The sequence below is a fragment of the Blautia sp. AF14-40 genome, from assembly GCF_003479665.1.
Classification (GTDB): domain Bacteria; phylum Bacillota; class Clostridia; order Lachnospirales; family Lachnospiraceae; genus Fusicatenibacter; species Fusicatenibacter saccharivorans.
The window spans coordinates 101408-117366 of sequence record NZ_QUHK01000005.1 but is presented as its reverse complement, the minus strand read 5'-3'; the positions used below and the strand labels follow the sequence as shown (position 1 = coordinate 117366).

Here is a 15959-nt window from a genome sequence, read left to right as displayed (position 1 = left end):
CTCCGGCTGCTGCGGCACTGCGCAAACGTGCTTCTGCCGGAACAAAAGAAAGAGGATGGAATGAAAAGCATTTTAGAAGATATCAAAACGCAGAATTTTAAGCAGGCCTACCTGCTCTACGGAGAAGAAGCCTATCTGAAGCATCAGTATAAAAACAAGCTGAAAAACGCACTGCTGCCGGAGGACGACACGATGAATTTCTCCCGCTTTGAGGGAAGAGGAACCGAGATTCCCAAAGTGATTGACCTTGCGGAGACGATGCCGTTTTTTGCGGACCGCCGTGTGATTCTGCTGGAAAATACAGGATTTTTCAAAAACAAAGCCGACGCGCTGGCAGACTACATGGGATCCCTGCCGGATTATCTGGTGCTGATCTTCGTGGAGGAGGAAGTCGATAAGCGGAACCGTATGTACAAGGCGGTGCAGAAGCAGGGAAGAGCAGTGGAATTTGCTCGTCAGGACGAAAAGACGCTGATGACCTGGGTACTCGGCATGATGAAAAAAGAGGGAAAAAAGATCACGCGCCAGGATATGGAAGATTTTCTGGAAAAGACGGGCACGGATATGGGAAATATCTCGCAGGAGCTGGAAAAACTGCTCAGCTATACGATGGGAAGAGATGTGATCACGCGGGCGGATATCGAGGCAGTCTGCACAACGCAGATTACGAACCGGATTTTCGAGATGATCCGCGCGGTAACGGAGAAGAAGCAGCGGAAAGCGCTCGATCTGTATCAGGATCTGCTGGCTTTAAAGGAGCCGCCGATGCGGATTCTCTTTCTGCTGGCACGCCAGTTCAATCTGCTGCTGCAGGTCAAAGAGCTGCTGGCAGAGCACTGCGATCAGGCGACGATCGCAAAACGGACGGGACTGCAGAGCTTCGTTGTGCGGAACTATATTCCCATGTCGCGCCAGTATGCGGCGGAGGAATTAAAAGCGGCGGTCAATGACTGCGTGCAGATGGAAGAGGACGTGAAGACGGGAAAAATTTCCGATCTGCTGAGCGTGGAGCTGCTGATTACGAAATACAGCAGGGCGGCGTAAGAGCAGAGTTTTCTAAAAAGAACAAGGCGTATCGGCCAGTTTTCCTGTACCGGTACGCCTTGTTCTGTGTTTATCAAAAGATCTGTCGCGGCGCACTCTTTTGGTAAGCATAAAAAAAGAACCCAGCCACATGACGGTATGACTAAGTTCTCTTTGTTTTATATCTTGATTATGCGATTGAGTTTACAGCTTTGCTCAGATTGGATACTTTTCTGGCAGCGTTGTTTTTATGATAAACGCCTTTAGAAGCAGCCTTGTCGATGGTAGAGATCGCATTTACTAATGCAGCAGCAGCAGCCTCTTTATCGTTTGCAGCAACAGCAGCATCTACTTTTTTCATAGAAGTCTTAACTGCAGAACGGATTGCTTTGTTGCGGTCTGCCTTTGTCTGATTTACCAGGATTCTTTTCTTTGCGGATTTAATGTTAGCCAAACTGTACACCTCCAATATTTTTAAAATTAATGTGATTTAAGGGATGTTATTCAATGGAACAGACACGGGCGCTCCACTGAAACATGCTTTATTATCCTATAATATTTCGCATGGTTTGTCAATACATATTTTTGGAAAAATTGCAAAAACTACAACAAAAATACAGGAGAAGGAGAAAAGTATGATAGGAAAGTATAGGATGCGGACAGACCTGGCGATGGAGAATCAGGAAAAATTTGAGAGGGACCATGTGGAGATCTCCGGGGTCGAGATTGAGAAGAAGAAAAGAAAGGCGGAAATTCAGACAACCATTGTGAAAATCACATCGGAGCAGGGTGCAAAAATGATGGGAAAGCCGAAAGGGACGTATGTGACGATCGAAGCGCCGCTGCTTTTGACGGCAGACGAGGAGGAGAGCCGGAAAGCGGCGGAGGAGTTTTCCCACTGTCTGATGGAAATGGTGCCGGAAGCGTGCGGATCCGTTCTTGTGGCCGGCCTCGGCAACCGCGGCATCACGCCGGATGCGCTCGGGCCGGAGACGGTGGAGCAGCTTAACGTTACGCGCCATCTGGTGCGCACCTACGGAAAGAAGGGCCGGGAAGTGAGTGCCCTTGCTCCCGGCGTTATGGCACAGACGGGCATGGAGGCAGTGGAAATCCTGCGCGGAACGGCAGAACAGACCCATCCAGATGTGATTCTCGCCGTGGATGCCCTTGCCGCATGCAGTATTCACCGGCTGAACTGTACGATCCAGCTTGCCGACACCGGAATCTGGCCGGGCTCGGGCGTCGGAAACCACCGCAATGCCTTAAATCAGGAGACGCTCGGCGTGCCGGTCATCGGAATCGGTGTGCCGACCGTTGTAGGGGCAGGAACGATCGTCCACGATGCCGTCGCAGGCGTTCTGGAATCGCTGGAGGAGTCCGAGATGGATGAATTTCTGGGAGAAGTCATTTCACCGGCGCTCGAAAGCCTTTACGTGACGACAAAAGAGATCGACGAGATGGTCCGCCGCCTGGCCGGGGTTCTTGCGGCAGGTATGAATCAGGCATTTTCCGGGGAACTGTAACATATCATGAATATGGTGATAATATGTGGAATGCCAGGCGAAATGGACGATGGTTCGGATGGGGATGTCTTTTCCTGTCCTGCAGTATACTGCTGTTCCGCAGTGCAGCGGTTCTCCGGAAAAATCATTTCTCAGAGGGGAAAGTTCTGCTGCAGCGGGCGGCAGCACAGGCGGAGCAGTTATCCGTGGATGTGATGATGCCGCTTCTTTTTTATGACGGAAAAGAGGACGGAAGGGGATGGATGGAAAATCTCCTCGCGGCAGTGCGGGATCAGATACCGGCGCTTCGGGAGGGAAGCACGGCAGAAAATAAGCTGTCTGCCGGGACAGAAGCAGCGGAAACGGATACGGCGAAGCAGGATTCGAATCCGGGACCGGGAGCAGAAAGAGGGCAGACAGAATCGAAGGAGCAGGGAACTGAGGAAGATCAAAAGGATGGAACTCAAAAAGATGAAACTCAAAAAGATGGAATGGAAATCACGGAGCCGGAGCAGACGGAAACAGGAATCACAGAACCGGCAGCCGGAGAGTCGGCATCAACGGCAGAACCCGAAGCGCCACAGTCTGTCCCGGAGGAGACCATCGAAACCGGCGGCGCACCGCGTGAGATTCTCTACCCGGAGGCCGACACGATTCAGGAGACAATTTCCCCTGACCTTCTTGCTGACCCGCAGGCGCTCCTGAACCGCTTCTTCGTTGTCGATCCCAACACTTCGGTCCTGCCGGGCGAGATCGACGGCAGCACCCTGCTCGGAAAAGACCTGACCCTGCCGGAAAATGCCGAAGGCCCGCAGATTCTGATCTATCATACCCATTCGCAGGAAACCTTCGCCGATTCCCGTCCGGGAGAAAGAGCGGACACGGTAATCGGCCTCGGTGATGATCTGCAGGAGCTTCTGGAAAAGCAGTACGGATACGAAGTGCTTCATATTACAGAGGCATTTGACATGAAAGAAGGCTGTCTCGAGCGGAGCCGCGCCTACAACTACGCGGAGCCGGTCATCGCAGCGGCGCTGGAAGAACACCCGTCCATTCAGGTCGTGATCGACCTGCACCGGGACGGGGTCAATGGTTCAAAACGTCTTGTGACAGAAATCAACGGAAAGCCGACCGCGCAGATCATGTTTTTCAACGGCCTTTCCCGCACGAAAGAAAGCGGCGAACTGACAAGCCTGCCCAATCCGTATCAGGCGGAAAACCTTGCATTTTCCTTTCAGATGGAGTATGAGGCAAAACAGTATTATCCCGGCTTTTCGCGCTGTATCTATTTAAAAGGCTACCGCTACAACCTCCATCTCCGCCCGAGATCTGTTCTTCTCGAGGTTGGTGCGCAGACGAATACGGTCGAGGAGGTGAAAAATGCAATGGGGCCGTTTGCGGATATCCTGCATAAGGTTCTGTCGGGCAAAAGTCCGGCATCAGGCGGATAAATTTATCTTGCTTTTTTGAGTGGAATTTCGTATCATACAAAATAGACATGAGATAAAATTGATATTTAACCCGTGAAAAAGCAGGAGGAAAAAACTTGTCAGGAATAGATCAGAGTAAAATTCGTAATTTTTGTATTATTGCCCATATCGACCATGGAAAATCAACCCTTGCGGACCGTATTATTCAGAAAACAGGCCTTTTGACCGAGCGTGAGATGCAGGATCAGGTGCTGGACAATATGGATCTGGAGCGTGAGCGCGGCATCACGATCAAGGCACAGGCGGTCCGTACCGTATACAAAGCGGCCGACGGCGAGGAGTACATTTTAAACATGATTGACACCCCGGGCCATGTTGACTTCAACTATGAGGTTTCCAGAAGCCTTGCCGCATGCGACGGCGCGCTGCTCGTTGTCGATGCATCGCAGGGTATCGAGGCGCAGACCCTTGCCAACGTCTATCTCGCCCTTGACCATGACCTGGATGTGTTCCCTGTCATCAACAAAGTAGACCTTCCAAGCGCCGAGCCGGACCGTGTAATTGCAGAGATCGAGGATGTCATCGGACTGGAAGCGCAGGATGCTCCGCGGATTTCCGCAAAAACCGGCCTGAACGTGGACGAGGTGCTCGAGCAGATCGTACAGAAAATTCCGGCACCGGAAGGTGATCCGACGGAACCGTTAAAAGCACTGATTTTCGACTCCGTCTACGATGCATACCGCGGCGTCATCATTTCCTGCCGTGTGATGGAAGGAAGCGTGAAAAAAGGAACGAGAATCCGCATGATGGCGACAGGCGCTGTCGAGGAAGTTGTCGAGGTCGGCTACTTCGGCGCAGGCCGTCTGATCCCGTGCGACGAGCTCTCCGCCGGAATGGTAGGCTATATCACCGCCAGCATCAAAAACGTGCGCGACACCCGCGTGGGTGATACCGTGACCGATGCTGACCATCCATGTGCAGAAGCACTGCCGGGCTACAAAAAAGTCAACCCGATGGTATATTGCGGCATGTACCCGGCCGACGGCGCACAGTACGGCGATCTGCGCGACGCGCTGGAAAAACTGCAGTTAAACGATGCATCCCTCTTCTATGAGCCGGAGACATCGGCAGCACTGGGCTTTGGCTTCCGCTGCGGTTTCCTTGGACTGCTTCACCTGGAAATTATTCAGGAGCGCCTGGAGCGTGAGTACAATCTGGATCTCGTGACGACCGCACCGAGCGTTATCTATAAGGTTCACAAAACCGACGGAACCGTCATTGACCTGACCAACCCGTCGAATCTGCCGGACCCGTCCGAGATTGATTATATGGAAGAGCCGCTGGTAAAAGCAGAGATTATGGTGACGACCGACTACATCGGACCGATCATGGAGCTCTGCCAGCAGAGACGAGGCCAGTATCAGGGAATGGAATACATGGAGACGACGCGTGCGATGCTTCATTACCATCTCCCGCTGAATGAGATTATCTACGATTTCTTTGATGCCTTAAAATCCCGTTCCAAAGGTTACGCGTCATTCGACTACGAGCTGCTCGGCTATGAGAGAAGCGAGCTTGTAAAACTCGATATCCTCGTCAATAAAGAAGAAGTGGATGCGCTGTCCTTCATCGTATTCGAGGGATCTGCCTACGAGCGCGGAAGAAAGATGTGCGAGAAGCTCAAAGAAGAGATTCCGCGGCAGCTCTTCGAAATCCCGATCCAGGCGGCTGTCGGATCGAAGATTATCGCCAGAGAAACCGTCCGCGCGATGCGCAAAGACGTCCTCGCCAAGTGCTACGGCGGCGATATTTCCCGAAAGAAGAAGCTGCTGGAGAAGCAGAAGGAAGGTAAGAAGCGGATGCGCCAGGTAGGAAACGTGGAGATTCCGCAGAAAGCCTTTATGAGCGTGCTGAAACTGGATGAAAATTAAGAAATAAAAATGAGACCGGCCTGTCGGCGCCGCCTGCTGTTGCGGGAGCGCAGGGGCCGGTCTTTCGATCGTACGGAGGAAAAGCAGAATGAATAAAAAAAGAAAACCACTGGAACTCTATGTGCATATCCCGTTCTGCATCCGGAAATGCGCCTACTGTGATTTTGTCTCGGGACCGGGTACGAAGGCAATGCAGAAGGAGTATGAAGAGACTCTGCTGGCAGAAATCGATGCGGCGGAAGAGGCGGCGGAAAGGGAAGTAATTACTGTCTTTTTCGGCGGCGGAACACCATCCGCGGTAGAGGCCGGAATGCTCGCCCGTGTGATGGAAAAACTGCGGAGCAAGTACGTTTTTTCAGAGGATGCCGAGATCACGCTGGAGGCCAATCCGGGAACGCTGGATGTGGAAAAACTGAAATGTTACAGGAAGAGCGGCTTCAACCGGATCAGTATCGGCTGTCAGTCGGTTCACGATGAGGAGCTGAGACGGCTGGGAAGAATCCACACGTTTGCGGAATTTCAGGAGAGTTTTGCACTGGCACGGGACGCCGGGTTTGCGAATATCAACGTGGATCTGATGTCAGGTCTGCCGGAGCAGAGTGAAGAGAAATGGGAAGAGAGTCTTCGGACGATCGCGGAGCTTTCTCCGGAGCACATTTCCGCCTACAGCCTGATCGTGGAGCCGGGAACCCCGTTTGCGGAGCAGAAACTGGATCTGCCGGATGAGGACACAGAACGCGAAATGTATGCCAGAACGGCGGAAATCCTCGCAGAATACGGCTTTTTCCAGTATGAGATTTCCAATTATGCAAAGCCGGGCTTCGCATGCCGCCACAATATCGGCTACTGGAAAAGGACGGATTATCTGGGGTTCGGGCCTTCCGCGGCATCGTTATTTGGAAACCGCCGGTGGACGAACACGGCAGATCGATCTTTGTATCTGAAAGCGTGCGGAGCACTGGAAAAGATCCGTGAGGATGAGGAAATTCTTTCCCGGCAGGATGCCATGGAAGAATTTATGTTTCTCGGCCTTCGAATGACACAAGGGATCTCGACGGCGGAGTTTGAGGAGAAGTTTGGAAAGGAGATCCATGCCGTATACGGCGGGGTTCTGAAGAAATACGAAGCGATGCATCTTTTACAGGAACACAGCGGGCGCCTGGCTCTGACACGCGATGGGATTTCCGTCAGCAATGTGATTCTGGCAGATTTTCTGCTGTAAAAAGATGATAAAGAAATAGAACAAATGTTTGCATAACGCACGGCGGTGTGCTATAATGGGAGAAAACGAGACAAGATTCCTGTCCCTGTCCGGACAGGGATTCCAATTAATAAGAGGAACAGTTATGGCAGAGAAAAAAGAGTTTATCAGAATACGGGGAGCCAGGGAGAACAACCTGAAAGCACTGAATGTCGATATCCCCAGAAACCAGTTTGTTGTATTTACGGGCCTCAGCGGTTCAGGAAAGAGTTCGCTTGCGTTTGACACGATCTATGCGGAGGGCCAGCGGCGGTACATGGAGAGCCTTTCCTCCTACGCGCGCCAGTTCTTAGGACAGATGGAAAAACCGAATGTGGACAGCATCGAAGGCCTGCCGCCTGCTATTTCGATCGATCAGAAATCGACGAACCGGAACCCGCGTTCCACCGTCGGAACCGTGACGGAGATTTACGATTACTTCCGTCTTCTGTACGCGAGAATCGGTATTCCGCACTGCCCGAAGTGCGGAAAAGTCATCAGCCGCCAGTCGGTGGACCAGATGGTCGATCAGATCATGGCACTCCCGGAGCGGACGAAAATCCAGCTTCTCGCGCCGGTTGTGCGCGGCCGCAAGGGAAGACACGAAAAGGTGCTCGAACAGGCAAAACGCAGCGGCTATGTCCGCGTGATGATCGACGGCAGCCAGTATGAGCTGTCCGAGGAGATCACGCTGGATAAGAACCTGAAACACAACATTTCCATTATTGTGGACCGTCTTGTAGTCAAACCGGACATTGAGAAACGTCTGACGGATTCCGTCGAGAACGTACTGGATCTGGCGGACGGCCTTCTGGTGGTCGACACGATGGACGGAAATCAGCTCAACTTCAGCCAGAGCTTTTCCTGCCCGGACTGCGGCATCAGCATGGAGGAGATTGAGCCGAGAAGCTTTTCCTTCAACAACCCGTTCGGCGCCTGCCCGAGCTGTGCCGGCCTTGGCTACAAGATGGAGTTCGACGAGGATCTGATGATTCCGGACAAGACCGTATCCATCGCAGACGGAGCTATCACCGTGCTCGGCTGGCAGTCCTGCACGGACAAATCGAGCTATACGAGAGCCGTTCTCGATGCGCTCGCAGAGGAGTACGATTTTTCCCTTTCCACTCCGTTCTGTGAATATCCGAAAAAAATCCACGATATCCTGATTTACGGAACGAACGGAAAATCCGTCAAGGTGCATTACCGCGGTCAGCGCGGCGTCGGTGTGTACGATGTGGCTTTTGAGGGGCTGATCAAAAATGTAGAGCGCCGCTACCGTGAGACCGGATCGGATTCTACAAAACAGGAATACGAAACCTTCATGCGTGTGACCCCGTGCCAGGCGTGCCATGGCCAGCGTCTGAAACCGACGTCGCTTGGTGTGACGGTCGGAGATAAAAATATTTTTGAAGTAACATCCCTTTCCATCGACAATCTGCAGAAGTTTATGAAGAACCTCGAACTCTCCGAACAGCAGCTGCTGATCGGAAAGCAGATTTTAAAAGAGATCCGTGCGCGTGTGAGCTTCCTTGCGGATGTCGGATTAAACTATCTGACCCTGGCGCGCGGAACGGCATCGCTGTCCGGCGGTGAGGCGCAGAGAATCCGTCTGGCAACGCAGATCGGCTCCGGCCTTGTCGGTGTCGCCTATATTCTCGACGAGCCGAGCATCGGTCTTCACCAGAGAGACAACGACAAACTTCTCGCGACGCTGAAACATCTGCGTGACCTCGGAAACAGCCTGATCGTCGTGGAGCACGACGAGGATACGATGCGCGCCGCTGACTGCGTTGTCGATATCGGCCCGGGAGCCGGTGAGCACGGCGGAGAGCTGGTGGCGATCGGAACGGCGGAAGATCTGATGAAAAATCCGAATTCCATCACCGGAAAATACTTAAGCGGAGAGCTGAAAATTCCGGTTCCGTCCGAGCGCAGAAAGCCGACGGGCTGGCTGAAGGTAGTCGGAGCAAAAGAGCACAATCTGAAAAATATCAACGTGAATTTCCCGCTCGGTGTCATGACCTGCGTGACCGGAGTCTCCGGATCGGGAAAGAGTTCCCTTGTCAATGAAATTCTGTACAAACGGCTGGCAAGAGATCTGAACCGTGCGCGGACGATTCCGGGTGCACACAAAGACATCATCGGTATGGAACAGCTCGATAAGGTCATCGACATCGACCAGTCCCCGATCGGAAGAACACCGCGTTCCAATCCGGCAACGTACACAGGTCTGTTCGATCAGATCCGCGACCTGTTTGCGGCAACGCAGGATGCCAAGGCGCGCGGCTACAAGAAGGGAAGATTCAGTTTTAATGTGAAGGGCGGCCGATGCGAGGCCTGCGGCGGCGACGGTATCCTGAAGATCGAAATGCACTTCCTGCCGGATGTCTATGTGCCGTGTGAGGTCTGCCATGGAAAACGGTACAACCGTGAGACACTGGAAGTCAAATACAAAGGAAAGAGCATCTACGATGTGCTGAATATGACGGTCGAGGAGGCACTGGAATTCTTCAGGCCGGTACCGTCGATTTTCCGGAAATTACAGACCCTGTACGATGTCGGCCTTTCCTACATCCGCCTCGGCCAGCCGTCCACCACGCTGTCCGGCGGAGAAGCGCAGCGTATCAAGCTCGCAGCAGAGCTGAGCCGCCGCGGCACGGGAAAAACGATCTACATTCTCGACGAGCCGACGACGGGACTTCATTTTGCGGATGTCCACAAACTGGTGGAGATTCTGCACCGCCTGTCCGAGGGCGGAAATACCGTCGTTGTCATCGAACACAATCTGGATGTCATCAAGACGGCGGACTATATTATTGATATCGGACCGGAGGGCGGAGACGGCGGCGGAACCGTGATTGCGTGCGGAACGCCGGAGGAAGTGGCCAAGAGCCCGGTATCCTACACCGGAAAATATGTCGAAAAATATCTCTAAAAAATCCTTTCCATTTTAAAAGGGATTGTATATAATAAGAAGCGGGTTGGGTTCAGAGCACATTCGATCCTTTTGGGTTTCGGGTGTTTTGAACCCGAACTTATTCTATACAAATTTCAAACAGATTAAAATAAAGAAAAATAAAAGAGAACAGGAAAGGGGATTACTATGGCTGCAACGACCGATATCGGAATTGATCTGGGGACGTCCAGCATCCTGGTCTATGCCAAGGGAAAAGGCATTGTATTAAAGGAGCCGTCCGTAGTTGCGTATGATAAAGATGCAGATAAAGTACGGGCAATTGGAGAAGAAGCGCGTCAGATGATTGGACGGACACCGGGCAATATTATGGCGGTCCGGCCCATGCGGCAGGGCGTGATCACGGACTTTCTGATCACCGAGCGCATGCTGCGCTACTTTATCCAGAAGGCAATGGGAAGAAGAGCATTCCGGAAACCGAGAATCAGCATCTGTGTGCCGTCCGGTGTGACGGAAGTAGAGCGGAAGGCTGTGGAGGAGGCAACGTACCAGGCGGGAGCCCGGGAAGTGCTGATCGTGCCGGAGCCGGTGGCAGCGGCAATCGGATCCGGAATTGACATTACGAAACCATGCGGAAATATGATCGTGGACATCGGTGGAGGCACGACGGATATCGCTGTGATCTCGCTTGCGGGAACCGTTGTTTCCAATTCGGTCAAGATTTCCAGTGAGACATTTGACCAGGATATCATCCGCTATGTACGGAAAACATACAACGTATTTATCGGAGAACAGACCGCAGAGGCAGTGAAAATCCGGATTGGTTCCGCTTATCCGCGGGCCGAGGAGAAAACGATGGAGATCAAGGGAAGAAACGTCATCACCGGACTTCCGGCGACGATTACGGTTTCCTCCGACGAAATCCGAGGTGCCCTTGCCCAGACGACAAACCAGATTGCGGACGCGATCTGTGCCGTGCTGGAAAAAACGCCGCCGGAACTGGCATCCGATGTTTCCGACCGCGGCATTATCCTGACCGGAGGCGGCAGTCTCCTTGCCGGAATGGACGAGCTGATCCAGGAGCGGACCGGCATTAATACCGTGACAGCAGAAAATCCGGCGAGCGTCGTTGCGCTTGGAACCGGCCAGTACCGCGAAGTGATGAATGAATTTGAAAGCCAGTTTTGATAAAAGATGAGTGAAAAAGAAAAAGTAGAAGGCTACGTAGAACACATTATTTTCCGAAATGAGGAGAACGGCTATACCGTCCTGAATCTGAGCATGAAGGGGCGCGAGCTGACATGCGTCGGCACGCTTCCGATGATCGGAGAGGGCGAGCTGATCGAGGCTTCCGGAGATTATATTGAACATGCTGCCTATGGAAAGCAGTTCCGCATTGAATCCTATGAGACGAAAGTTCCACAGGATTCTGTTGCATTGGAGCGGTATCTCGGTTCCGGTGCGATCAAAGGAGTCGGTGCGGCGCTGGCGGCAAGAATTGTGCGCCGCTTCGGTGACGATACGCTTCGGATCATCGAGGAAGAGCCGGAGCGCCTCGCGGAGGTAAAGGGAATCAGCGAGCGGAAAGCGCGTGAAATTGCACAGCAGGTGGCAGAAAAAGCCGAAATGCAGAATGCGATGATTTTCCTCTCGGGATATGGCATTGCACTGAATCTCGGTGCAAAGATTTATCAGCAGTACGGGGACAATGTGTACCGGATTTTAAAGGAAAACCCGTATAAAATGGCGGAAGATATCGCAGGCGTGGGATTTCGGACGGCGGATGAGATTGCCGGAAAAATCGGGATTGCCGTGGACAGCGAATTCCGCATCAAGAGCGGTCTTTCGTATGTGCTGAATCAGGCGACGGCAGAAGGCCATGTCTATCTGCCGGAACCGGTGCTGCTTCGGAGAGGGCAGGAACTTCTCGGCGTAGAACCGGAGCGGATGCAGAAATCTCTGCAGGATATGGCAATCGACAAAAAAGCGGTCATCCGCGAGCTCCCGGCCGAACGGGAAGGGGATGAGCCTCTGCGGATTGTGTACGCCAGCCAGTATTATTATCTGGAACTGAGTACGGCGCGCATGCTGCATGAGCTGAATATTACATGCGAGGAAGACCGTGAGGCAATCGAAAAGCGGATCGGAAAGATCGAGAAAAAATATCAGATCGAGCTGGATGAGATGCAGAAGACGGCAGTCGTTGAGGCGGCATACAGCGGTCTTATGATCCTGACCGGAGGTCCCGGAACCGGAAAAACGACGACCATCAATGCGATGATCCATTATTTTGAGGCAGAAGGCCTCGACATTTTCCTGGCAGCGCCGACCGGAAGAGCGGCGAAACGAATGACAGAGGCAACTGGCTGTGAGGCATGCACGATCCATCGTCTTCTGGAACTGACGGGAAATGTGGATGATTCCTCGGCAAATGTGCATTTTGAGCGGAACGCAGATAATCCGCTCGACGCGGATGTCATCATCATTGATGAGATGTCGATGGTTGATATCCACCTGATGCATGCCCTTCTTTCCGCGATTGTGCCGGGAACAAGGCTGATCCTGGTGGGAGACCAGAACCAGCTTCCAAGTGTCGGCCCGGGCAGTGTCCTCCGGGATCTGATCCGTTCGGAATGCTTTCCGATTGTCTGCCTGACACACATTTTCCGGCAGGCATCCCAGAGCGATATTGTTGTCAATGCACATAAGATCCATAATGGGGAAGAGGTTATACTGGACAATAAGAGCAAAGATTTCTTCTTTTTGAAACGGTACGATGTCAACGTGATCTGGAAAGTGCTGGTGACGCTGGTGTCCCAGAAACTGCCGCGTTATGTGGATGCCCGCCCGCAGGATATCCAGATTCTGACTCCGATGCGGAAAGGTGCACTCGGCGTGGAAAATCTGAATCAGATTCTGCAGAAATACCTGAACCCGCCCGCACCGGACAAAGCCGAGCGGGAAAATGGAGGTAATATCCTCCGCGAGGGCGACAAGGTCATGCAGATCCGCAACAATTACCAGATGGAGTGGGAAATCCGCGGCATCAACGGAATCGTGGCGGAGCGCGGTATGGGTGTATTCAACGGAGACCTCGGCATGATCCGGAGTATCAACCCGTATACCGAGGTGATCACCGTGGAGTTTGAGGAAGGAAAATTCGCAGACTATACGTTCAAACAGGCGGACGAGCTGGAGCTCGCCTACGCCACAACGATACATAAAGCGCAGGGAAGCGAGTACCCGGCGGTTGTGATTCCGCTGCTCGGCGGCCCGCGCATGCTGATGACGCGGAATCTTCTGTATACGGCCGTGACGAGAGCCAGAAAGTGCGTCACCATCGTCGGAAGTGATGTGACATTCCAGGCAATGATCGGAAATCATATCGAGGCGAACCGGTATACAACGCTCGCCAGAAGAATCTGGGAAATGCAGGAAGAAAACGCGTAAACACGTTTTTCCGGGGCATGGATGCGGCTGCATCCGGCAGAGTGGATAAGGGAAAGCGCAGGTTACATGAAAGAAAAAAATAAAACAGGAAACTGGCTTTTAAACGCAGTTTATCCGAGACGATGTCCCATCTGTGACGGACTGCTGTCACGTGAGGAACTGTATCTATGCCGGAATTGTGTGGAAAAGATCCATCCGATTCTGGGTGCGCGGTGCAAAAAATGCGGGAAACCCGTGGGCAGTGAGGAAGAGTTCTGCCGGGACTGCAGCAGAACGAGGCACAGCTTCGACCGCGGTTTTGCGCCGTACGGTTACCACGGGGAACTTGAGACTTCCCTGATGCGGTTCAAATATCATGAACGGCAGGAATACGCTGGATTTTATGCTCACGCGGCGTTTTTCTATGTGGGAAAGCAGATCCAGAGAAGAAATCCGGAGGTGCTCGTTCCGGTGCCGCTTCATCCGGCGAGACAGCGGCAGCGCGGCTACAATCAGGCGGAGGTATTTGCAGAAAAGCTGGCAGAAGAAATGGAACTTCCCATGAATGCCCGCCTGATCCGCCGTGTGAAAAAAACAAAACGCCAGAAAGAGCTTAGTCCCGCCGAGCGGCGGAAAAACCTGGAGGGAGCTTTTGCATTGGCAAAGCCGGGACAGATGAAATACTGCCGGATTCTTCTGGTAGATGACATTTACACAACGGGAAGCACGGTTGATGCCATTGCGTCACTGTTGAAAGTGAATGGAGCAGAACAGGTGGATTTTGTTTGTGCGGCAATTGTAAAATAGTGTGTGAATATTTTGAGAATAGCTTTCCAATATCGGAAACATATGGTAAAATAAACATAATTTAGAACGGGAAGAGGAGACCAAGAGGCATGTTGGACGAAAAAAGGATTCGTCAGATGACAAAACTGGCTTTTTTCGAAAAAAAAGAAGAAAAAAATGCCTTACGAATCGGCCGCTATTTTCGGAGTGATTACATCGGAAAAGAGCTTCTGAAAAATTTTTTTCTGGCTTCCATCGGATACATTCTGGTACTTGCGGTTGCAGTCTTATATCATATTGAATGGTTGGTGGACGAGATAGACACAATCGACCTGCAGTTTGCAGCAGGGTGTCTGATCGCGTCCTATCTGTGTTTTCTGGCAGTCTATTCCATTGCCGTGTATGTGATCAGCACGATCCGTTACCAGGGAGCACAGAAAAAGCTGAAATGGTATGGAAAAGAGCTGGATGACCTGCAGAACATGTATGAGGAACAGGAAAAAAGCGGGAAGAAATCCGGGCGCAGGAGGAAGGAAACATGACAGTATTGATTGAACTGAAAGAAAAATTAAAAGAGTTTTACGGCTCCTGCAGCGGAATCGTACTTCCGATTGTGAAATTTCTGCTCGCTCTTGCTGTATTTCGTGGTATTAATTCCAATCTCGGCTATCTGAAGATGCTGGACAGCATGTATGTGGTATTGATTCTGTCACTGATCTGCGCCATCCTGCCATTGAATGGAATGGTTTTCCTTGCAATGCTGGTGATCATCGGCCACTGCTTTGCACTTCACATGGTAATCGCGGGTCTTGCGGCGCTGGTTCTGCTGGTGCTCTGGTTTCTATATCTTCGCTTTGTGCCGAAGGATGCGCCGGCACTCCTTTTGACACCGCTCGCATTCTGGCTTCACGTGCCATCTGCCGTTCCGGTTGCCTATGGTCTTGCCGGCACGCCGCTCTCTGCATTTTCAGCAGCCTGCGGTGTCGTTGTCTACTATATGTGCGACATGATTCACGGAAAAATGGAGCCGCTGCTTCATGCGGCGGAAGCACCGGAGATCACGGCAGTCGTACAGGAATTTTTCAACGGCCTCTTCCGCAATGAGGAAATGCTGCTGGTTCTGATCGCCTGTGCACTGACCGTACTTCTTGTCAATGCAATCCGCCACAGCAGTGCGGACTATGCATGGCAGATTTCCATTGTGGCAGGTTCGGTTGCCTATGCGGTTATTATGATTGCCGGAAGCCTGGCACTGGATGTACAGATTGCACTCCCGATGGTTCTGATCGGGGCGGCGGCCGGCTGTCTGGTTGGATTTGTTCTGGAGTTTTTCCTGTTCGGTGCAGACTACACCCGGACAGAATACCTGGAATATGATGACGACGATTATTATTACTACGTAAAAGCCGTTCCAAAATTCAATGTGACAAAGGCACAGCGCTGTGTGACTTATATTCGGAATGAAAAGAAAAAAGAACCGGATCTGACAGACGAGGAACTCGATGCTCTGGCAAATCTTGGACATACAGAAGAATCCGGGAACAGCAGGGATCTTGATGAGATCGAGGAAAAAGAAGAAATAGAAGAAATAAACGAAACAGAAGAAATTCAGGAAGAAGAAATTCCGCCGCTGGACGAGGGCGATTATCAGGATGTGGATTATAAGAGCATGCTGGAGGACACCTTAAAGGATCTTTAAAAGAA

The 15959-nt window shown here is 52.0% G+C and carries 12 protein-coding genes; 11 read left to right on the top strand and 1 reads right to left on the bottom strand.

Annotation, left to right across the window (positions count from 1 at the left end; genetic code table 11):
- Positions 1–60: 60 nt before the first annotated feature.
- Positions 61–1044: a DNA polymerase III subunit delta gene (gene holA / locus DWW13_RS05805; RefSeq protein WP_118595083.1), complete on the top strand. Its 984-nt coding sequence runs from the start codon at positions 61–63 to the stop codon at positions 1042–1044.
- Between the two features lie 169 nt (positions 1045–1213).
- On the opposite strand, the gene rpsT is transcribed toward holA, so the two are convergent.
- Positions 1214–1477, bottom strand: coding sequence for a 30S ribosomal protein S20 (gene rpsT, locus DWW13_RS05800; protein WP_022462214.1), 264 nt, complete (start codon positions 1475–1477; stop codon positions 1214–1216).
- Positions 1478–1658: 181 nt separating this feature from the next.
- Between rpsT and gpr the strand changes: the two genes are divergently transcribed.
- The 10 genes from gpr (at position 1659) to DWW13_RS05750 (ending at position 15954) form a co-directional block, all read left to right on the top strand.
- Positions 1659–2546 carry a GPR endopeptidase gene (gpr, locus tag DWW13_RS05795; RefSeq protein WP_055218620.1) on the top strand — a complete coding sequence of 296 codons (888 nt, stop codon included), beginning with the start codon at positions 1659–1661 and terminating at the stop codon, positions 2544–2546.
- 23 nt (positions 2547–2569) lie between these two features.
- Positions 2570–3976: a stage II sporulation protein P gene (locus tag DWW13_RS05790; RefSeq protein WP_226906319.1), complete on the top strand. Its 1407-nt coding sequence runs from the start codon at positions 2570–2572 to the stop codon at positions 3974–3976.
- A 95-nt stretch (positions 3977–4071) separates the two neighbouring features.
- Positions 4072–5886: a translation elongation factor 4 gene (lepA, locus tag DWW13_RS05785; protein ID WP_117509508.1), complete on the top strand. Its 1815-nt coding sequence runs from the start codon at positions 4072–4074 to the stop codon at positions 5884–5886.
- 88 nt (positions 5887–5974) lie between these two features.
- Positions 5975–7108: a radical SAM family heme chaperone HemW gene (gene hemW, locus DWW13_RS05780; RefSeq protein WP_117761046.1), complete on the top strand. Its 1134-nt coding sequence runs from the start codon at positions 5975–5977 to the stop codon at positions 7106–7108.
- Between the two features lie 124 nt (positions 7109–7232).
- On the top strand, positions 7233–10061 hold the full coding sequence (gene uvrA / locus DWW13_RS05775) for an excinuclease ABC subunit UvrA (protein ID WP_118719528.1): 2829 nt from the start codon (positions 7233–7235) through the stop codon (positions 10059–10061).
- A 168-nt stretch (positions 10062–10229) separates the two neighbouring features.
- A complete protein-coding gene (locus DWW13_RS05770; RefSeq protein ID WP_117761048.1) occupies positions 10230–11228 on the top strand; it encodes a rod shape-determining protein in 999 nt (332 codons plus the stop codon).
- A 6-nt stretch (positions 11229–11234) separates the two neighbouring features.
- Positions 11235–13490 carry an SF1B family DNA helicase RecD2 gene (recD2, locus tag DWW13_RS05765; RefSeq protein WP_117509504.1) on the top strand — a complete coding sequence of 752 codons (2256 nt, stop codon included), beginning with the start codon at positions 11235–11237 and terminating at the stop codon, positions 13488–13490.
- A 66-nt stretch (positions 13491–13556) separates the two neighbouring features.
- Positions 13557–14276: a ComF family protein gene (locus DWW13_RS05760; protein WP_158579752.1), complete on the top strand. Its 720-nt coding sequence runs from the start codon at positions 13557–13559 to the stop codon at positions 14274–14276.
- An 89-nt stretch (positions 14277–14365) separates the two neighbouring features.
- Positions 14366–14797, top strand: coding sequence for a hypothetical protein (locus tag DWW13_RS05755; RefSeq protein WP_022462226.1), 432 nt, complete (start codon positions 14366–14368; stop codon positions 14795–14797).
- Positions 14794–15954, top strand: a complete 1161-nt coding sequence (locus tag DWW13_RS05750) for a hypothetical protein (RefSeq protein ID WP_118719524.1) — start codon at positions 14794–14796, stop codon at positions 15952–15954. The genes DWW13_RS05755 and DWW13_RS05750 overlap by 4 nt, the downstream gene beginning before the upstream one ends.
- Positions 15955–15959 lie beyond the last annotated feature (5 nt).